The organism is Erwinia persicina NBRC 102418, assembly GCF_001571305.1.
Taxonomy (GTDB): Bacteria; Pseudomonadota; Gammaproteobacteria; order Enterobacterales; family Enterobacteriaceae; genus Erwinia; species Erwinia persicina.
In genome coordinates, this window is sequence record NZ_BCTN01000002.1 from 130441 (window position 1) to 150231 (window position 19791).

Genomic DNA, 19791 nt, shown 5'->3' on the forward strand with positions numbered 1-19791 from the left:
CAACAGGCACGCTAGTGACATTATTGCCTTAATCCATTCAGGGGAAGTCCGATGAGCCATGATGATTTTATTAATGATCTCGTAATGTGGATCGATACGCACATTGAAGGGAAGATGGACTTAGACACCGTGTCCGCACGCGCTGGCTACTCCAAGTGGCACCTGCAACGTATGTTTAAACAGCACACCGGCTACGCGCTGGGTGAGTATATTCGTGAACGCCGTCTGAAAAAATCCGCTGAACGCCTCGCCCGGGGCGGTGAGCCGATTCTGGATGTGGCGATCAGCTTTGGTTTTGACTCACAGCAGTCCTTCAACCGCAGCTTCAAACGTCAGTTTGGCCAGTCGCCGGGGGCATGGCGCCGTCAGGTTCAGATCGCCGCGCACGCGGCCTGACCATTGCATTCCCCTGCGACGCAGGCGGATATTCACCTATCCGCCTGCGCCAGCCACACGTCCCGAACACTCTTAATCCCCCGCAGCCAGTCATTAGTACGTTCAGTACCTCTTCACACTGTGCGCGCTTCCCGCGCCAAAAGAAAATAACATTCCCGCATTTCGAATTGCAGACAGACGTTATCTGCGATTGTGCCAACCTTTGCCACTATTGATATTTTACCTGCCGCGCAAAAAACGGAATATTCCCTCTGTCAGCCGGAGCGCCTGCCGCTCGCCCTTGACCGCCCGACCTTTCGCCGCGTGTCATAAACCCTGTTACGGAGTTTCCATGAGCCAGATTACCTCATTACCGATCCTTGATTTCGCCCAGCTCGACGGTGATGCCGCGCAGCAGAAAGCCTTTTTGCAAAAGCTCAGCCGCTCAGCGCGCGACGTGGGCTTTTTCTATCTGATCAATCACGGGGTAGATGAACAGCTGTCGGCACGCGTACAGCAGCTGTCCCGGCAGTTTTTTGCACTACCGGAGGAAGACAAGCAGCGGGTATCGATGATCCACTCGCCGCATTTTCGCGGTTATAACCGGGCAGGTTCGGAGGTCACGCGCAGTCAGCCAGACTGGCGTGAACAGTTTGATATTGGTGCAGAACGTCCCGCACTGCCGCTGCAAAAGGGGGAGGCGGGCTGGAAACGCCTGCAGGGGCCGAATCTGTGGCCAGAGGCTTTGCCCGAACTCAAACCGACGCTGCTGCACTGGCAACAGGAAATGACCACCATGTCCCAGCGGCTGCTGCGTGCTTTTGCTCAGGCGCTGGAACTGTCGCCGGATGCCTTTGATGCGCTTTACGGTGAAAAGCCCAACGAGCATATCAAGCTGATCCGCTATCCCGGGCAGACCACAGAAACGACCCGTCAGGGCGTCGGCGCTCACAAAGACTCCGGCTTCCTCAGCTTCCTGTTACAGGATCAGCAGCGCGGATTACAGGTGGAGGTCGAGCCGGATCGCTGGGTGGATGCGCTGCCTCTGCAGGGCGCATTTGTGGTGAATATTGGTGAGCTGCTGGAACTGGCCAGCAATGGTTACCTGCGCGCTACCGTGCACCGTGTGGTATCACCGCCCAATGACCAGGATCGCCTGTCCATTGCGTTTTTCCTTGGCGCACAGCTGGATGCCGTCGTGTCGGTCTTTACGCTGCCGGAAGAAATTGCCCGGCTGGCACAGGGTCCGGCCAGCGACCCGCTCAATCCGCTGCTGCGTGATGTCGGCTGGAACTACCTGAAAGGCCGGTTGCGCTCCCATCCTGACGTGGCAGCCCGCTGGTATCAGGAATTACAACAACAACCTCAATATACGGCTTAAACAAGGAAACACCATGACACCTCAGGCTTCATTTTCTCTGGCAGGGATCGCGTTATCGCTGACACTGGCTTTTTCTGCTCAGGCGGCTGAACCGCTACGCGTGGCGGCCGACGCCGTCCCGCACGCTGAAATTCTTAATTACGTGAAAAAAATCGACCCGACTCTGGATATCAAAGTCATTGAGCTGACCAGCGGCATCAACGCCAATGAACTGCTGGCACACGGAGACGTGGACGCCAACTATTTCCAGCATGTGCCTTACCTGCGCGATCAGGAAAAGGCCCTAGGGCAGACGTTTACCGTCGCGGCCACGGTGCACATCGAACCGCTGGGGATCTATTCGCGTAAAGTGAAAAGCCTGAAAGATGTGCCTGAGAAGGGCACCGTGGCGGTGCCAAACAATGTCACCAACCTCAGCCGCGCCCTCTATCTGCTGCAAAGCCAGGGGCTGATCACGCTGAAACCGGGGTTCAGTGACCCGGCAAAAGACCAGGCCACGCCGAAAGATATTGCCACCAATCCTAAGCAGCTGAAAATCCTGGAAGTGGAATCCCCGCAGATCCCCCGGGCGCTGGACGATGTCGATCTGGCCGTTATTAACGGTAACTATGCGCTGGAGGCGGGGCTGACCCCGGCGAAAGACGCGCTGGGGCTGGAATCAGCGAAGAATAATCCGTACGCCAATATCCTGGTCACCACGCCGAAGCTGGCGAACGACCCGCGCATCCGGCAACTGGCTAAAGATCTCCAGTCGAAGCAGGTCGCTGATTACATACAGCAGACCTACAAAGGCTCGGTGATCCCGGTGGCGGGGCAATAAGATGATTGAGATTGAGAATGTCACCCGCCGCTATCATCCGGACCATCCTCCGGCGCTGGATAATGTTTCGCTGACCATACCGGACGGCTCGATTTTTGGCATTCTCGGCCGCAGCGGGGCGGGAAAGAGCACCCTGATCCGCTGCCTTAATCTGCTTGAACGGCCGGACGCCGGGCAGGTCCGTGTCGACGGTCTGGATATTACCGGGTTGAGTCAGTCTGCGCTGCGCCGGCAGCGGCTGCGCAGCGGTATGATCTTCCAGCATTTTAATCTGCTGCATTCGCGCAGTGTGGCGGGTAACGTGGCCGTACCGCTGGAAATAGCCGGGATGAAATCCGCCGGGCGGCGGGCGCGCGTGGCAGAGTTACTGGCCCTGGTGGGGCTGAGTGATAAAGCTGAGGCGTTTCCCTCCCAGCTTTCCGGTGGACAGCAGCAGCGCGTAGGCATTGCCCGTGCGCTGGCGGCCAGGCCGGACTACCTGCTGTGCGATGAGGCAACCAGTGCGCTGGATGTTGAAACCACTGCCTCGGTGCTGGCGCTGTTGCAGGAGATTAATCAGCAGTTCGGACTGACCATCGTGATGATCACCCATCAGTTGGACGTGGTGAAGGCGATCTGCGATCGCGCTGCGCTGCTGGAGGGGGGCAGGATCGTCGAGAGCGGGGCGCTGAGTACACTGCTGCGTCAGCCGGACTCGGTATTGCGCAACGCGCTGCTTCACGACCCTGCCGCTGAACGGCATTTCCTGCAGCGTCACGGTATTCACGGAGGTGAACTGTGCGCGGTAGCCTGAATCTGGATGAACTCTGGTCGCTGATGTCGGCGGCCACGCTGGAAACCCTGTATATGGTTTCACTGGCCGGTCTGTTTACGCTGCTTATTGGCCTGCCGTTAGGGGTGCTGCTGAAAGTGGCCCGTCACGACGGCATTTTACCGTTACCGCGCCTTAATGCCGTGCTGGGAACTGTCGTCAATATCGGACGCTCACTGCCGTTTGTGGTGCTGCTTATCGCCCTGATCCCGTTAACCCGCCTGATTGTCGGTACGACGCTCGGCAGCAGTGCTGCCGTGGTGCCGATCGCGCTGGGGGCTATCCCGTTTTTTGCCCGTATCGTTGAAAATGCACTGGATGAGGTGCCCAAGGGCCGCATTGAAGCGATGGCGTCCATGGGTGGCAGCGGCTGGCATGTGGTCAGTAAGGTGCTGCTGCCGGAAGCACTGCCGGCGCTGCTGGCCGGGATGACGCTGACGCTGGTGATGTTGATTGGCTTTTCATCCATGGCCGGAGTGATCGGCGGCGGTGGGTTGGGGGATCTGGCGATCCGCTACGGCTATCAACGCTTTAATCAGCCGGTCATGATCGCGACCGTGGTGATGCTGGTGCTGATGGTGCAGGGGGTTCAGATGGCCGGTGACCGGCTCGTTCGGCGTCTGGCTCATCGCCGTTAATTCAGCAAAAATCCCTGTCCGCATAGTATACTGTCTGAATTCGCTTCACTTTTTTCCTTTCGGACAGGACAGGTCATGGAAATACGGAACGTTAATCGGGCGCAGTTATGTCAGGCAACCAGCTATGGGCTGATTTTTATTGCGCTGTTTGCCATCTTCCCGCTGCGTTTGTTGCCCTGCTTTCTGGCAGGTTTTATCGTTTATGAAACCATCCTGGCACTGACGCCACTGGTGGAGCGGCTGGTAAAGGGGCCGATCGCCCGCTGGATCAGCATTATGTTCCTCAGCGTGGTAATTATTCTGTCGCTGGTGACCGGCATCACCAAACTGATCGGCTTCCTGCTACATGACTTCCAGAATCCCGCCGCGTTTCACGCCACGGCCAGCAAACTGCTTGAAGATGCCCAGCACACGCTGTCACCGGTGATCACCCGCTATCTGCCTTCCGATATCGACGAGTTACAAAATCAGGTCGTCGCGTGGCTGCGCGAACATCTGGTGGTGGTGCAAACCTTCGGCCGCAGTGCCGCCCACACCTTTGCCACCATGCTGATCGGCATGCTTCTGGGGGCGATCATTTCGCTACGCATCAGCAGCGGCGTGCGCCCGGAAGCGCCGTTAAAGCAGGCCATGTTAGACCGCCTGACCACCCTGGCGGCGGCGTTCCATAACGTGGTGTTTGCCCAGATCAAGGTCTCGCTGGTCAACACGGTTCTCACCTGCGGTTTTCTGTTTGGCGTGCTGCCGCTGTTTGGTCTGCATTTCCCGTTTGCCAAAACCGTAGTGGTACTGACCTTTATCGCCGGACTGTTGCCCATCATTGGTAATCTGATCTCGAATACGGTGATTGTGCTGATCGGTCTCTCCATCTCGCTGGAGGCGGCGCTGATTGCCCTGATCTATCTGGTGCTGATCCACAAGCTGGAATACTTCATTAATGCGCGTATCTTCGGCAGCCGCATCAGCGCCAAAACCTGGGAGATCCTGCTGGCAATGCTGGTGTTTGAATCGGCCTTTGGCCTCGCCGGTGTCGTAGCGGCACCGGTGTATTACGCCTATCTGAAGGCGGAACTGCGCGCGTCGAGACTGATTTAACGCGATTTCTGGCCGGCTGATACCGGCCCTGACGGAAAACTCCCATGTCTTTGCTGGCCACGCTGTTCCATCAGATCCTGATTGCTTTGCCGCTGTTCGTGCTGATTGGGCTGGGCTGGCTGCTGGTGCGCTGGCGTCAGTGGCCGGAAAGCATCACCAGCGCCATCAACCGCCTGGTGTTCCGCGTGGCTCTGCCCGTTATGCTTTTCCGACTGATGTGTAACTTTTCCGCCGGGCCGCCAGTGGATGCCCGCCTGCTTATTGCTTTCTTTGGCGGCTGCCTGCTGGTGTTTGCCTTTGGCAGGCTGGTGGCATCACGGCTGTTTAAGCTGGATGGCGTATCCGGGTCGGTTTTTGCGCTGGGCGGTATCTTTTCGAATAATGTGCTGCTTGGCCTGCCGATTGCGCGGGTGATGCTGGGCGATGCCGCCATCCCGTCCGTGGCCCTGGTGCTGGTCTTTAACGGACTGATCCTCTGGACGCTGGCGACGGTATCGGTGGAATGGTTCCGGCATGGCGCCCTAAATCTGCGCGGCTTTGGCCAGACGGCCATCAGCGTACTGAAAAATCCGCTAATTATCGGCATCCTTTCCGGCACGCTGTTCAGTCTGACCGGTCTGCCATTACCTGAATTTATCGACCAGCCGCTCAGCATGCTGGGGCAGATTGCCGTCCCGCTGGCGCTGGTCGCGCTGGGGATGAGCCTGGCGGGGTATCGCATTAAAGAGGGGCTGGCCATCAGCTACGCGCTGAGCGCCATCAAACTGATTGTGCAGCCGCTGGTAGTGTGGGGACTGGCGTGGATCATTGGGCTGCCCCCTCTGGAGAGTAAAGTGGTGGTTCTGCTGGCCTCTATGTCCGTGGGCGTGAACGTCTATCTGATGTCGCAGCAGTTTAATGCGCTGACCGGGCCTGCGGCGACCAGCATGCTGCTGACAACGCTTTTTTCGGCAATAACCACCCCAGTGCTGATGATGACGATGGACTGGGTGTATGGGTAAGTGAGGATAACCTGACGGTCAGAAAGCGCTTCTGCAAAACTCCACTGCAAGACCCCGATTTCCGTGATTATCTTAGAAAAAATAGAGATATTGCCGGGGAATATGCTGAGATAAAACACTCGGCAGCGTTACTCAGTCAGAACGATGTTCATCGCTCTTAAAACGGACTTTATAGATCACCATCTACGGCTGGCGCTGACTGCCTGAGAACCACCGGAATTGAAAAAGAGTAAATTTTATTTTTTCCGTTCTTAAGTCGATAAAAGTCTCTTACCTAAGAATCGTTTCAGAGAAAAAATGTTATCTCTTGTAGGGTCAAACAATGTTTCCTGTTTTGTATCCAACGCTTTCAAGATTGAAGCGCGCATTTTCTGCGATCTCCCATGAAGAGTTAACTGCTATCCAGATGTGAGAATGAGATTCTGTTTGCCCCTCTGAGTAAGAAGAGACGTAGACCTGAACGGGATTGATCAAAGGTCTGGGGTCAGTAGAGTTACGTAATCGATTATTAATACTTTCACTTACGATTTTGCACGCAGACGCTAACTGTTCCATCTCTTTCTTACCACTACTCATATATAAGCGAAATTTTTCATCGTTCCCGTTGTTCATTATGCAACCTTTTATATAGGGGGCAGTTTACAGAAGATGATTCAGTAGGCTAATTGCAAAAAGATATTCAGTGTCAACCTCACTTTTTAAACCGCTTTCAGAGTCACAACTAAAAGCGGTTTAATAATCCCAGGTTCACTCACTCCGATGTGAACTTTTCTTCCTACCCATCAGCTAAGAACAGTAGCCACCCTTATGATGTGAACCTGTTCCTCCGTGAGGATGTTGGCCTTTAGGGCATGCGAATGCTGATGCAGACATGATACCGAGAACTGAGACCAAAAGGATTGCTGTGATTTTTTTCATTGAAATTCCGTTTTATCTTGCCATGTGGGAAACCCCAATAGTTAATATACGCTTATGAATTAAAATAGGAATCCTGATAAATAATCAGTAGTAACGTATGAGGACAGGTTTTCTTGCTACTTGATCAATAAGTCATGCTACAGGACTGTCACCACACTGAGGTAAGGGGATAGGGTTATGAAAATCTCAATGTTTTACTGTTGGCACTGAGTGCTGCCTGTAATGAGCAGAGGTCCGCGAAATGAGTTAATCACTACATTGTAAGCCTCTCAGCTTTGGTGACTGATACATTATGAGATTACCGCTTTCGCCATCATTAGCCGATGGTCTTCCTGCATCAGTCAGCCTCTTCATGCATCTGTCGCTTATCAGTCTTTATTGTGAATAAATCCTCACTCTATTTATAACGGTGATTATCTATATATTTGCAATTAATGAAATTGATACCTTTGTCTCTTTTTTTTCGTTTAAGTTGCATTGAAAAAGACTATTTACATGAAACGTTGAGTAACATTTCTTTCAGAGATAATGCGGTTTAGTGCTTGCTGCTTTACCGGTAACATATTATTTTTGTTTCACGCAACCAGTATTTCCAAGGAGATTTTATGCGATTAATGAGATATTCAAAATTGCTTGAATATACAGCAATAGGTCTGTTTACTTCAATATTGTTATACTTTATAGTGACTTGTGCAATGTCCTACTTTGGCCTGGATGCGGGCTGGCCATACCCTCAACACTGAAGCCTGCCTGACCAGGGAAACTATACCTATTATTTATCCAACGTTAAGTTGTATAACGCTACAAACTTTAATTATAAGAGTAACCTGTTACGCATATCAGCAACCCAGTTAAATATATGCATAATAGAAATAATCATACATCAATTACACGTTATATCATCAGCCCCTGTTCTCAGAAGGATCCGGCCAGTGTGTCTTCCTCTTTTTATGCCGGGCTGACAGCTTAACCATAAAGCGTTATATCCCGAAAGAGATGCACCCGGGCGAGCCGGGCGGCTAAGCGTCAGAGAGCGGGTAGAGAAGGGGGGATCAGGGAGAAACTGACGACCTTATTTTCAGTCATTGCCACATCGTTATTAATGCGGCTGTCAGGAACAGCCCGTCACTGAGGCGGATCGGCACTCAGCAGTGCCGTCAGTCTGCGCAGCGCATATAACGCGGCGGTATGGATCACTGTTTCAGGTGGCCCCGCGATCGCCTGAACCTCGGCGACGGTCCGCTCACCGGGTAACCCCCATGCAAACCACACCGTGCCGGCGGGGGTGCCATCGTCTCCGCCGTCCGGGCCTGCATAACCACTGATAGCCAGACTCACGGCTTCGCCCGACAAATGCTGTGCGCCCACAACCATCTCCCTGACAGTTTCTTCACTCACGGCACTGTGCTTTTTCAGGGTGTCTTCACGGACGTTGAGGATGCGGTGTTTAGCAGAATCACAATAAGTGACAAACCCCGAGGTAAAAAACGCACTGCTGCCAGATGCTGCGCCGAGTGACATGGCGACCAGACCGGCAGTGCAGGACTCCGCCGTCGCCAGCCGCAATTCTTTTTTCTTCAACAGGGAGCCTAACGTGTCGGCAGCCTGTAACAGTTGTTGATCCATAGGACTCCTTATAAACAATCAAGGCCACTCTGATGCTGGCTGGTGAGTAGCCCGGTCTTATAAATGGAAGGGTTAATTGTCCTGTTAAGGCGTCGGTTTGATAAGGCGGATGGCATGTTCCAGCACCTTTTGCTCTTCGCGGTCAGCATCCGACCTTAACTGGCGGGTCTGCTGTAACAGGTCGGTGATTGTGCTGCGCTGGGTATTTCTCCCGTCTTCCGCCAGCACAATCACAGCGTCACCAATCACGCGACACACCTCATCATAATATTCTTCACTAAGCACATCTCTTTTCATCGGGCTTCCTCATTGAGACCGTTTTCATACCTTTTTCATTGTAGACAACGGCGGTGGCCTTGCAGAAATAAATGCGTTCAGGGCGAAATAAAATAAACAGCGTAACCGAACGGTAGCGAAGCGCTAAATAAACCTTATTGTGGATTCAGCCATTACGCCGGCGGCGTAATTTTTCCGCGTAAAATAAATTAAGATTTTTCTGAAATCAGTAAGAGCAGAGCAAATATCCCTGCCGGATGCATTTCAGTTTCGCTTGCCTGTGCCAGGCTTAATTCTCAAATACCAAGGAGGAACAATGAAATCAGTTATCTTAGCGGCAGTGTTATTAGCGGTGACCGGTTCCGCAATGGCAGAAAAAGGCGGCTTTGAGTCGGGCGAAAAAGCACCGCCGGCTCACAAGCAGGATGCCGGCTACAAGGGCACGGAGGATACGACTGAAAGTCAGGTTAAAACCCTGCGCGATCTGAAAGAAGGCAGTTGGGTCACGCTGGAAGGCAACATCGTTGAAAAACATTCAGGCGATCGCTACACCTTCAGAGATAAATCCGGATCGCTTCCGGTGACCATCGACCAGAAAGTGTGGAAAGAGAGGACGTATAATGCGTCCGATTTAGTCAGGATCAGCGGCCGGACTGAGGGGCAGGGCAAAAACACCGCCCTCAAGGTAGAGCGCCTGGATGAACCCTGATATAGCGGCTGGTAGGGCCAACACTGCCGGCTGATGCGCAGCTCCCCTGACAGGTGATGACATGACAGACAAAAATGCCCCCGTCACACCACGCGGCGTTGATGAACGTCCACGCTGGATAGCTGTTGAGCAAAAAATCAGGGCCTGGGGCACCCTGTTCCTTTTCATCTTTACCTTCGCAGGTACGCTCGGCGTTTTTTCTAAAGGCTATCTTAGCGACGGTGTGGCGCAGGATCGCGCCGGCAATCTTAGCGTCGAATATGAACGCTTTGGCCGGATCATCAGCGATATGGATATGAAAATCACCTGGCAGGGAAGCGGCGCTTCCGTCTCTACCCTGACGCTGGGCGGTGATTTTATGGATCGCTATGAAGTGCTTACGCTGAATCCCCGCCCGCAGCGTGCTTACAGCCGTGACAACCAGCTTATTCTCGAATATCCCGCCACCGATGCGCAACATCCCCATACGCTGTGGATCGGTTTGCAGCCCCGTCAGGCCGGAGTGGGCCGCGCAACCTTTCGCGTTGATCGCAATGACCCCGTGACCCTGTTTCAGCTGATCTATCCGTAACAGGAGCAGAATATGGAAACCGTACTTCGTGCCGTGGGGATCTACTTTATCCTGCTGATTGTCTTCAGAATCGCCGGCAGGCGGGCGCTGCTGCAGATGACATCATTCGACCTGATCCTGCTGCTGATTATCAGCGAGGCGACACAGCAGGCGCTACTGGGCGATGACTTTTCGGTTACCGGAGCAGCCCTGACCATTATTACCCTGGTGGTGTTGGACATCACGCTGGGCTATATCAAGAAAAAGACCGGATGGTTTGATTATCTGCTCGACGGTTCTCCGGTTATTCTGGTGGAAAATGGCAGAGTGCTGGACAATAAGTTGAAAAAGTCCGGAATAACGCTGGATGATATTTTAGTGTCTGCCCGGACGAATCAGGGGGTATATGAAGTAGCCAAAATTAAATTCGCCATCCTGGAGAAGAACGGTCATATATCCATCATCCCCTTTGACCATTAAGGCATTTGTCGGACGGTTAACGTTCACCTGCCTGTAAAGACGGCGGATCGACAGGCGGTTTTCCGTTTATTAAGCCTGGCAGCATGCAGTCAACGGCAGAGAGGGAGGAGAGGGGAAGGTGAAAAAAATACCCGGTATACACCGGGTGGTATAATCTGCACCATTAACGGAACCAGCAACGATCCCGGGCGTAAGAATAGTCTCAGGTAGCAAAAGCGCCAGTCCGCTCGCAATAAATATTTTCACCGTCTTTTTCCCTTTCACAAAGCGTGACGAATGTTACGATTCCGTTAAATTTCGATTGCTGAAAAATCATTTATTTCATTATTCTCGACAGGCGGTTGTAGCATTTCATTTTTCCAGCCGCAGATACGTTGCTGCTTCTGGAGATAATCATGAAAACGATAAAAAAACTGCTGCTTGTCGCGGCGCTAAGCTGCTCACCGTCCGTCATTGCGGAAACCATAGGTGTGTCGATGGCCTATTTCGATCAGAACTTCCTGACGATTATCCGCCAGGCTATCGATAAAGAAGCCCAGGCGCGTGGCATCACCGTGCAGTTCGAAGATGCGCGCGGGGATGTGGGCCGCCAGACGGATCAGGTACAGGCCTTTATCAGCGCCGGGGTGGATGCCATTATTGTCGATCCGGTGAACTCTGCCGGAACACCGGCCATGACAAAACTGGTCAGTCAGGCAAAGATTCCGCTGGTGTATGTTAACCGCACGCCTGGTGATAAGACGCTACCGCCGGGCGTGGTGTTTGTCGGCTCCGATGAAAAACAGTCGGGTACCCTGCAAATGGAAGCGCTGGCGCGTCTGGCCAATTATCAGGGCAATGTCGGCGTGATGATTGGTAACCTCAGCGACGCGGGCGCACTGCAGCGCACCCGTGATGTGGAGCAGGTGGTGGCCAAATACCCGAAAATGAAAGTGGTACAGAAACAGACGGCGAATTACTCCCGCAGCGAGGGTATGGATCTGATGTTGAGCTGGATCACCAACGGTGAAGCAATCGACATCGTCGCGGCTAACAATGATGAGATGGCGATCGGGGCCATCATGGCGCTCGACCAGTCGGGTAAGAAAAAGGGCAGCGTGCTGGTTGGTGGCATCGATGCGACACCGGATGGCCTGAAAGCCATGGCCTCCGGCAAAATGCAGGTGACGGTTTTCCAGGATGCCGTTGGTCAGGGTAAAGCCTCGGTGGCGGTGGCCCAGCGCATGATAAAAGGGGAGAAGGTGGAATCCTATCACTGGATCCCGTTCGAACTGGTGACGCCGCAAAACATGAAGCAGTACGCGGACAAATAATCCCTTCCTGACGGGCGGCCTCCCGACGAGGCCGCTGCGTTTAGCTCTACGCCTGCCGTCCAGCATTTGCTAAACTGCGCCCATGAACAAAAAATTAATAATTGCCGCCCTCCTGGCGCTGGTCGCCAGCTATGCCGGGCTGCGCGAACATGGGCAGTCGGAGAAGCCCGCCGTCCGGCCTTCAGCGTCGGTTTCTGCGCCACAGCGCGATAGCAATGACATCGACGTGCTGACGCAACAGCAGCGTGTGGCCGACTATCTGCGTCAGCATCAGCAACTTCCTGGTTACTACATCCGTAAAGGCGAAGCGCGTCAGCAGGGCTGGGATCCGTCGAAAGGCAATCTGTGTCAGGTGCTGCCGGGGCGGGCGATCGGCGGCGATCGCTTCAGCAATCGGGAAGGGGGGCTGCCACAGAAAAACGGGCGTCGCTGGTTCGAGGCGGACGTTAACTACGCCTGCGGGCGACGCGGTACGGATCGCCTGCTCTACTCCAGCGACGGTCTGATTTACCTGACCCGCGATCACTATCGTCACTTTCAACAGGTGAACTGAGATGCAAATGGTGACGTTTGATTTACAACATATCGGCAGTGCCGGTGAGTTTTACCGACAGTTCGCGCGCAAGTTTGACCTGTGTTATTTCGGTGACAATCTGGATGCGCTGTGGGATATGTTAACGGCAGGCATTCCATTACCGGTGCGTATTACACTGCGCCACCTCGACGCTCATCCGCAGCAGACAGCGCTGCTGCGCATCCTGCAGGTGATGCAGGAGGCCGAAGAGGAAACCGGTGGTGCCTTCAGCGTTCGCGTCAGCACCCCGGCCTGCGGGGATTAACGACGGATCAGTTTTAATATCTGCGCCAGTTTCTCGCGCTGTTCCTGACTGATTTCGCGCGACGCCGCATATCCGGCATTCTGCACAATCATCTCATTGAGCCCCACCAGCCAGTCGTAAATGTAAAAAGCGGCATGGTTGTTGGGCTTCAACGCCAGGCGCGTCAGGCGCTGTCCCGGGCCAAGGTTAACGGTCTGCGCCTCCGGCTTGGCAAAGATCTTCTGCCCGCGATTGATACGGCTGTCCGGACGCTGGGCCTCCGGCAACTGCTGGAAGCCCAGCCAGGCGACAAAATCCCCCAGCACACTGAGCGCCCGTGAAACCTGACGGTCGGCGATCTGTTCGGCAGGCAGCCCCTGAGCATCGCTGTCTGCCAGCACCCGCACCAGCGCGCCTTCCAGCTCCTGACGGACGCTGGCGGTGATCAGCTCCTCGGTCAGCATCTCCAGCGTGGGTTTGCTGACGCCCAGCAACTCCAGCAGCGGTGCGTTGTCCGGCAGCAGGCGCAACTGATTAACCCAGTGACGATAGACACTCTGCGCGAATTCCGCCTCCTGGTCGACGGCCGGCACGCTGTGATAGCTGGTCTGTACGGCCGTCAGCGGCTCGTCGCTCAACAGATCAATGGTCATGCCGATGCCGAAAGGATCGTCTTCGCTGATGCTGTATTCATCGGCGGCCGTCCGTTCGGTACGGAGCTGGCGCTGCAGGAACAGGTGACGCAGAGTATCGCGAACCGGCACCAGCCGCTCCAACAACTCACCATGAACCCCGGTGCGGGTTTGCAGGGCTTTCAGCAGCGTTTCGGCGATGCGCAGACGCTCCGCCGGATCTTCACCTTCGGCCGCCTGATACCAGCGCCCAAGCAGGTTGTCACACAGCTCACGCTGGATCTCCACGCGCTGGGCCGCAATACGGCCAAGCTTGCTGTCAGCACGCACCTCATTGACCAGATACCCGGCCATGCGCTGAACGCCTTTTTCATCCATCGCCAGCATCGCTCCCCAGGCATCGCCAGGGTTACCCACGAAGCGCTGAACTGCCGCATCATGATTATGACCATGGGTGATCCGCTGATCGAACGGTGTCATGGCCCAGATCAACCCCGGTTTACGCCCGCTGCGCAGCGCGGTAGTTTCCCCCTGAGTCTGTTTTACCCAGAAGTCGAGCAGGCGGCCAGTGCGGCGGGTTTCATTGCGGTGCGCCGAGGCGCTGCACACCAGCAGATGGGTGACATCCTGTTCAACAGCGGCACGCTGCAACAGGAAGGGACGCCGGGCCTGTAAAAACTCCAGCGCCAGTTCATGCTGCTCATCATCTGGCAGCACGGTTAAATCAATAAAGCCCGGGAAGTCGAGCAGATCGACCTCACTGAACAACGCCTCACGCGGCGCGCTGTACAGGGGCAGCAGGACTTCCCGGCTTAACAGGGTCAGTTCCGCCAGCGCCACGCTGACGGGGGCCAGGCTGCGGCCGGCATGACGCGGTACGACCTGCAATGTCAGGTCGGCTGTGGCGTTAAACTGGCTGACACCCGTGCTGTTCAGCAGGCTGTAGGAGGGCTCATCCAGCACGCTTAACGGCGCCAGCACCTGCGTCACGCAGGAAAGATGATGCAGGACGTGCGCCAGCTGACGGTAAAGGGCGGTGAGCTGGCGATCTTCCCCCCATAACAGAGAGAACAGGCGGGCGCGATCGTCCACGCCCAGCATCGGTGCCAGTTCGACGGCTTGCGGCCAGAAGTGGCTGTCCAGCGCACTGCTGCGTGCCAGGCTGATATTCAGGCCGTCCCACAGCGCGACCATCTGATGCCGGTTGATACCGTCCACCGGGTCTGGCTGGCGGTACATGGCCACGTTCTGCACCCGGTCTCCCAACTGAGATTCGTCCAGCGGCGCGGCAACATCCCCACCGCGCTGCGCGTACTGCAGCGTCAGCACCGCGACCAGTTCACATTCGGTCAGCAGATCCAGCTGAACCGGCCAGCTGCTGTCGCTGCTCTGCTGCTGCCCGCTGAAACGCTGTACCAGGTTGGCAGTATGCTGCTGAGGATTAAGCTGGCTGGTGTAATCCAGCACGCTGTTGCCCAGCGCGCATTCCATACGGCCCTTTTCACTGGCGGCAAGCGCATTGATCAGATAAGACTTGCCCGCCTGCGCCAGGCCAAACAGCCCGATGGCGCAGTTCTGTGGCGTAATGCGTGCGAGTACACTGGCGTGATTGTGCTGGCGAAGCAGTTTGATCGCCAGACGGTCGGCTTCCATATTCAGACGCGGGGCCTGCTGACGGTTGACGTCCAGCCAGGTCAGCGCCTGCTCAATGCCCTGCGTCAGGGCATCACGTTTTTTATTGGCCTGTGCGGTCAGGATTTTATTGAGAGATTTCATTTCTTAAAGACGCTCCCGCTGTCAATCCAGTAATGCGCCATTCCCGAGGCCCCGCTGGCCAGCGTATTCAGGCGCAGGCGCAGGTGTTCGAGTGGCACCTGGCTGCCATCATCCAGGATGGCATCGGCGATATCAAATCGTTCCGGGCCAAACTCGCCAAACGGACGACTGACCGCCAGTTTGATGCGTAACACTTTATCGCCGGCGACACTGCGCGCCAGCTGTGGGTCTACGATGGTCAGCGTATAGAGCGGCGAGGCGGGCCAGCGGTCGTTGTCCAGCTGACGGAAACCGAGGGTAATCGCCCCCCGCACCTGAAAGCGGCTGCGTACATCGAGGGTAAAACTCTGCTGATCCAGGTCGATATCGCTGTACCAGACGTTGTCAGCCGTCAGCGCGCCCGTACCGTCCAGCATTCCCAGATAACGAATGGTGGAGTAGGGCTGGAAATCACCGGCCTTAAACCAGAAGTTGGCAAGACGCAGATCGAGCGACAGCAGGCAGAGCATCGCACCCACTGCCGCCGTGGATTTCGGGTTCTCGATTTTTCCCTGCTTATTAAACGGGTACCAGTCATTGGTGTGATAACCATCCAGCGACAGAATACGGCTTACCGGTAGCGGCTGCAGGTGGCGGAACAGCGCCTGCACGCCGGGGAAGCGTGACGGGCGACCGGTCAGCAGCAGCACGTCGCAGTCGTATACCGCCACCACCTCTGACATGGACCGCAGGCTGTGGGTGATATTCATGCGCGGCGACAGGAACTCGGCGTGCAGCTTGCTGAGGCGAACAATCAGCGGCACTGTCAGGATATCAAAGCCTTTCGCTTCACCCGGCAGTTCGCGCTGGATCTCCCGGTTGATGTAGTCGAGCAGTTTTTCTGTGGGTGCCTGTGCCAGCAGCTCACCGAAACGGGCATCAATTTCAGCAGTCAAATCAAGCGGGTCGAACGTTTCATAAGCTTCGAGAATCGCCTGACCTAACGGAATAAAGATCTGTAACGTCACCTGCTGCCGCAGCGTGGAGTGCCCGTCAAGACGGCCTTCGTGTCCAAACAGCCGGGTCATCACCGCTTCCGGGTTGACCATGCCTGCCTGTTTAAAGGCGGCCTGTAAAGCAGGCAGCACATACAGCTGGATCACATCCAGCAGAATATCGTCACCCGCCAGCTTGAAGCCTTCGCGGAACAGCAGGCGGGGCATGATTTTTACGTTATTGCCCACGCCATCGTCCAGGCGGTACTGCGTGATCGCCAGGTCAGTGGTGCCGCCACCAATATCAATCGACGCGATACGCAGGGTTTTACCTGCCGGTTCATCGGCAGCGCGGGCGCGATCCGGGCGCGCCATGCTGGCAAAGAAGGCTTCAGCACGGCCACCAAAGTTAACCTGCGTTTCGTTATACAGGTAGACCATCTGGCCGCAGGTGGCTTCATCCCACTCCATCTGCACATCGGGAACCGGCACGCTGCTTTTCGCTTTATCTTCCGCGCGGGTGAAGTCGTCATCCATCGGGTGCCAGCCCATTGATTTCCACACCAGGGCGATGGCCTCCAGCATCCGGCGACGGAAGATCTCCCGCTCCGGCTTCGGCATGGCTGACGGCAGGGTAAGGATAATATTGCGCAGCTGGCGCGGCGCGCTGCTGTGCAGCATCTTCTGCCGCTGTAACGGGCTGTTCATCTGCAGCAGCGCCTGCGCCAGCAGTTCTGAAAGCATCAGGCTCATCACCGAGCTGCGGCTGTAATGCGGGGCAAACACCGGCAGGCGTTCTTCCAGCGGAATGGTGTACAGAGGCTGACCTTCATCATTGATCAGATAGGTCAGCGGCAGCGCTGTGGCCAGCGGTTCCTGCATCAGATTGCCAGGGGTGCGGCTGAAACGCCACCCGGGGGTATAACTTTCTTCATCCCACAGATAGCGGCGCGGACTGGAAAGGCCGGTGGCCCCTTCGGTTCCCAGCCGCTGGAGAGCCAGCTGGCCCGCTTCACGTCCTACCCGGGTGATCGACGGCCAGATGAAGGCATCATCGCGGCCGCTTTCCAGCGAAAAGTTTTGCTTACCGAAGGTGGCCTGGGCGAATTCCACGCGGCTTTCAAACAGTTCGTTATACAGCTGATGCGGCTCACTGAGATTCCGCATCTGTAATTCGTAGGTGTGTTTCAGGCCCTGATGATCGTCGACATGATCTTCCACCATAATGCCGCAGGTGTGGGAGTTACCCACATCGAGGATCAGGTCGACCGCAATCGCGGGTTCCTGCAGCGTCGCTGCACTGATTTTGAGCTCAGGCACCGAAAGCTGCTGCCCCAGCAGGTGCAGAATATTCAGATAGTGCGCCTGATATTCAAACTCACGCAGGGCGGCTTTAATATTGGTCTGTGGGCGCAGTTCCAGCGCCGACGCCGCCTGAGTAAAGGCCTCACGCAGCCAGCCGTCCACCCAGGTGTGGTCGAGGAATTCTCCCAGCTCATCGCTGCGGTGCGCCAGCGCGAAGCTGACACCATTTTTCACATCATTTTCATTCAGGGCCAGCGACTCATCTTCGCCATCCGCCCAGACTTTGGTATCGAATGCCAGCACCACACGGTGGCTGTTACCGCTGGCGTCCGGTTTATCCAGCGCCACCACGCGCACGCGCGCCCAGTTATCCGGGCCGCCGATAAACGTTCGCGGCGGGTTAAAGCGGAAAAACGGCAGTGGCAGCCACTGGCCGTTCAGCAGCGTCAGTGACTGAGCCAGTGGGAAGCTGAACTCGGGCTTCACCACTTCTGGCGTGCTGCCCGCAGCCTGCGGCAGCAGGTATTTCCCGGTCTGCGCATGATAATTCAGGCGCAGCAGGGGGCCGTTAGCCGTCTGCCGGACAAATTTGCCCGGCCAGTCAGCATTGAGATCCGGTATCAGGGCAAAGTCGAGGAACTGGACGCCGCTGTTCTGCACCAGCGTCATGTTTGGTTTAAAATCCGCAATTGTCGCCAGCATTATGATTTACTCTCACGCTTCATGGTCATCGGCAGCACCGTATCGGCGTTATAGCTGCCGCTGCACTCGGCAGGGCCGGTCAGACCCTGTTTACATACCAGCTCCGGCATCTGATAGCGGGAGCCATCGCTGCAGCGCGCTTTAGTACGGCTGTTAATTACCAGGTTACCGGAAGACATCAGTCCGGCGAAGACCTCGACCTTACAGCTGACGCCGTCTCCCTGGGTAATGCGCGCGGTGCCTTTACCATTCTTCAGCTGATATTTCAGCATTGGCGGGGTGCCGGTCGGCAGGTTTTTCTGCACCAGCACGCGCCAGCTGCCGTTAAGGAATTTGGTTGAACCCAGTTTGACTGCATCGCCCGGCAGTACCAGATCGTCACGGGCAACGGGACGTGCCTCCGCGACGGTTTCTTCGGCGGGTGCAGGCGCAGGTGCCGCCGCAGGGGCGACCGGAGCAATCACCGCTGCGGCCAGCGGTAAGGTTGTTGGTTTAACCTCTGCGGCCGGGGCAGGATGGGCGACCGCCGGGGTAACAGCCGGCGTGACCGCCGCTACCGACGGGGTGACAGACTGTGGTGCGCGGGCCACCGGCGCATCCGGTGCCACTTCTGCCGGTTTGTCGCTGCCTTTTTTCAGCTGCAAACCAAAGATCACCAGCAGGACCACCGCCGGCACTACCCAGCCATAGCGCAGCCAGATATTCACCTTGGGCTTCACCGGCACCGACGCGGGGGCCGGGTCATTCACCGTTTCATCTTCTGGCTCATCGATAATGTTCAGCGCAGGCATCGGCGTAACAATCACCGGCGGGGGAACAGGGATCGTCGCCGCTGCGACGGGTTCAGGCGTAATCAGCGGCGCAATGACCGGGGAGACGGAAGCGGCAACCGACAACGGCGTGGCCACGGGGGCAGGGGCCAGCAGGGACAGACCCGGTTTGGGCTCGTCTTCTTCAATCTGCAGGCAGTCGAACACGTCCTGGCGGAACTTTTTATCCAGGCTGACAAAGCCCCAGAAAGTGATCACCGGTTGACCGCCCACCAGATACACGTAGTTCTGGTCAGGGAACTGCAGGGCTTTATTCAGCAGCGCACCAAACAGTTTCTGACTGGGTTTGTCGGACTGCTGGGCGCGTTCACCCATTTCCGCAATGGCGGTCTGGCAGGCCTGCAGCTGACTGAGCGCGGCAGTGCGGGCGCTGTTGCTGGCGGCGGCCCAGGAGGTCACCTTACCGGTCACCGGGGAGTACCAGTCCAGGCGGTTGCCTGCGTCGTTAGGCTGCGGGATCGCCAGGCAGTCGGCAACCTGCGACTGTTTTCTCAGGCGCAGGGTTTCGCGCAGTTGCAAAGCCGAAAGATATACCGGCTGTCCGTTCTCACCCAGAGCGAGAACAGCGTCAAGATTACCGCTGCGTAAGAAGATTTTTGCCACGCAAAGAGACCTTATAGTCAGAGTTCGGGAGTAAAAAGCGTGTGTAATCAGACTATTTTAGTGGTACGTGACTTAAATCAAATGCGCAAATAAGCAATAAAACAGGTGAGTACTTAGGGCTTAGGCTGGCCGCAAGGTCAGCACGGAAGGGCCGACCA

General features: G+C 56.0%; 19 protein-coding genes. 13 read left to right on the top strand and 6 right to left on the bottom strand.

Annotated features, from left to right (window positions below):
• Positions 1-51 precede the first annotated feature (51 nt).
• The 7 genes from EPE01S_RS03530 (at position 52) to EPE01S_RS03560 (ending at position 6121) form a co-directional block, all read left to right on the top strand.
• Positions 52-396, top strand: a complete 345-nt coding sequence (locus tag EPE01S_RS03530; RefSeq protein WP_062743218.1) for a helix-turn-helix domain-containing protein — start codon at positions 52-54, stop codon at positions 394-396.
• Positions 397-727: 331 nt separating this feature from the next.
• Complete coding sequence (locus EPE01S_RS03535; protein WP_062743219.1) at positions 728-1756, top strand: isopenicillin N synthase family dioxygenase; 1029 nt, start codon at positions 728-730, stop codon at positions 1754-1756.
• Between the two features lie 13 nt (positions 1757-1769).
• The gene (locus EPE01S_RS03540) at positions 1770-2576 is read left to right on the top strand and encodes a MetQ/NlpA family ABC transporter substrate-binding protein (RefSeq protein WP_062743220.1); all 807 of its coding nucleotides are present in this window, start codon (positions 1770-1772) and stop codon (positions 2574-2576) included.
• A 1-nt stretch (position 2577) separates the two neighbouring features.
• Complete coding sequence (locus tag EPE01S_RS03545; protein WP_072277395.1) at positions 2578-3369, top strand: methionine ABC transporter ATP-binding protein; 792 nt, start codon at positions 2578-2580, stop codon at positions 3367-3369.
• Positions 3370-3392: 23 nt separating this feature from the next.
• The gene (locus EPE01S_RS03550) at positions 3393-4025 is read left to right on the top strand and encodes a methionine ABC transporter permease (RefSeq protein ID WP_157075993.1); all 633 of its coding nucleotides are present in this window, start codon (positions 3393-3395) and stop codon (positions 4023-4025) included.
• Between the two features lie 75 nt (positions 4026-4100).
• Positions 4101-5120, top strand: a complete 1020-nt coding sequence (locus EPE01S_RS03555) for an AI-2E family transporter (protein ID WP_062743222.1) — start codon at positions 4101-4103, stop codon at positions 5118-5120.
• Between the two features lie 44 nt (positions 5121-5164).
• On the top strand, positions 5165-6121 hold the full coding sequence (locus EPE01S_RS03560) for an AEC family transporter (protein ID WP_062743223.1): 957 nt from the start codon (positions 5165-5167) through the stop codon (positions 6119-6121).
• A gap of 315 nt (positions 6122-6436) precedes the next feature.
• Here EPE01S_RS03560 and EPE01S_RS23365 read toward each other — a convergent pair whose 3' ends face one another.
• From EPE01S_RS23365 to EPE01S_RS03570, 3 genes are all read right to left on the bottom strand, one after another.
• Positions 6437-6733, bottom strand: coding sequence for a hypothetical protein (locus tag EPE01S_RS23365; protein ID WP_157075988.1), 297 nt, complete (start codon positions 6731-6733; stop codon positions 6437-6439).
• Positions 6734-8164: 1431 nt separating this feature from the next.
• Positions 8165-8665, bottom strand: coding sequence for a CinA family protein (locus tag EPE01S_RS03565; protein WP_062743224.1), 501 nt, complete (start codon positions 8663-8665; stop codon positions 8165-8167).
• A gap of 84 nt (positions 8666-8749) precedes the next feature.
• A complete protein-coding gene (locus EPE01S_RS03570) occupies positions 8750-8962 on the bottom strand; it encodes a DUF2767 family protein (RefSeq protein WP_062743225.1) in 213 nt (70 codons plus the stop codon).
• A gap of 295 nt (positions 8963-9257) precedes the next feature.
• Here EPE01S_RS03570 and EPE01S_RS03575 point away from each other — a divergent pair, with 295 nt between their 5' ends.
• The 6 genes from EPE01S_RS03575 to EPE01S_RS03600 all read left to right on the top strand — a co-directional run bounded on the left by EPE01S_RS03575 (position 9258) and on the right by EPE01S_RS03600 (position 12832).
• Positions 9258-9650, top strand: a complete 393-nt coding sequence (locus EPE01S_RS03575; protein WP_062743226.1) for a YgiW/YdeI family stress tolerance OB fold protein — start codon at positions 9258-9260, stop codon at positions 9648-9650.
• A 61-nt stretch (positions 9651-9711) separates the two neighbouring features.
• A complete protein-coding gene (locus EPE01S_RS03580) occupies positions 9712-10221 on the top strand; it encodes a hypothetical protein (protein WP_062743227.1) in 510 nt (169 codons plus the stop codon).
• A 12-nt stretch (positions 10222-10233) separates the two neighbouring features.
• Positions 10234-10680: a DUF421 domain-containing protein gene (locus EPE01S_RS03585; RefSeq protein ID WP_062743228.1), complete on the top strand. Its 447-nt coding sequence runs from the start codon at positions 10234-10236 to the stop codon at positions 10678-10680.
• A 395-nt stretch (positions 10681-11075) separates the two neighbouring features.
• Complete coding sequence (locus tag EPE01S_RS03590; protein ID WP_062743229.1) at positions 11076-11993, top strand: sugar ABC transporter substrate-binding protein; 918 nt, start codon at positions 11076-11078, stop codon at positions 11991-11993.
• Between the two features lie 82 nt (positions 11994-12075).
• Positions 12076-12546: a ribonuclease domain-containing protein gene (locus tag EPE01S_RS03595; protein WP_062743230.1), complete on the top strand. Its 471-nt coding sequence runs from the start codon at positions 12076-12078 to the stop codon at positions 12544-12546.
• 1 nt (position 12547) lies between these two features.
• Positions 12548-12832: a barstar family protein gene (locus tag EPE01S_RS03600; RefSeq protein WP_062743231.1), complete on the top strand. Its 285-nt coding sequence runs from the start codon at positions 12548-12550 to the stop codon at positions 12830-12832.
• Here the strand turns inward: EPE01S_RS03600 and EPE01S_RS03605 are convergent.
• Genes EPE01S_RS03605 through EPE01S_RS03615 form a run of 3 tightly spaced genes read right to left on the bottom strand, consistent with a single transcriptional unit; the run spans position 12829 to position 19633 of the window.
• Positions 12829-15219, bottom strand: coding sequence for a virulence factor SrfC family protein (locus EPE01S_RS03605; RefSeq protein ID WP_062743232.1), 2391 nt, complete (start codon positions 15217-15219; stop codon positions 12829-12831). The genes EPE01S_RS03600 and EPE01S_RS03605 overlap by 4 nt on opposite strands.
• The gene (locus EPE01S_RS03610) at positions 15216-18200 is read right to left on the bottom strand and encodes a virulence factor SrfB (RefSeq protein ID WP_062743233.1); all 2985 of its coding nucleotides are present in this window, start codon (positions 18198-18200) and stop codon (positions 15216-15218) included. The genes EPE01S_RS03605 and EPE01S_RS03610 overlap by 4 nt, the downstream gene beginning before the upstream one ends.
• Positions 18200-19633 carry an SrfA family protein gene (locus tag EPE01S_RS03615; RefSeq protein ID WP_062743234.1) on the bottom strand — a complete coding sequence of 478 codons (1434 nt, stop codon included), beginning with the start codon at positions 19631-19633 and terminating at the stop codon, positions 18200-18202. The genes EPE01S_RS03610 and EPE01S_RS03615 overlap by 1 nt, the downstream gene beginning before the upstream one ends.
• Positions 19634-19791: the final 158 nt, after the last annotated feature.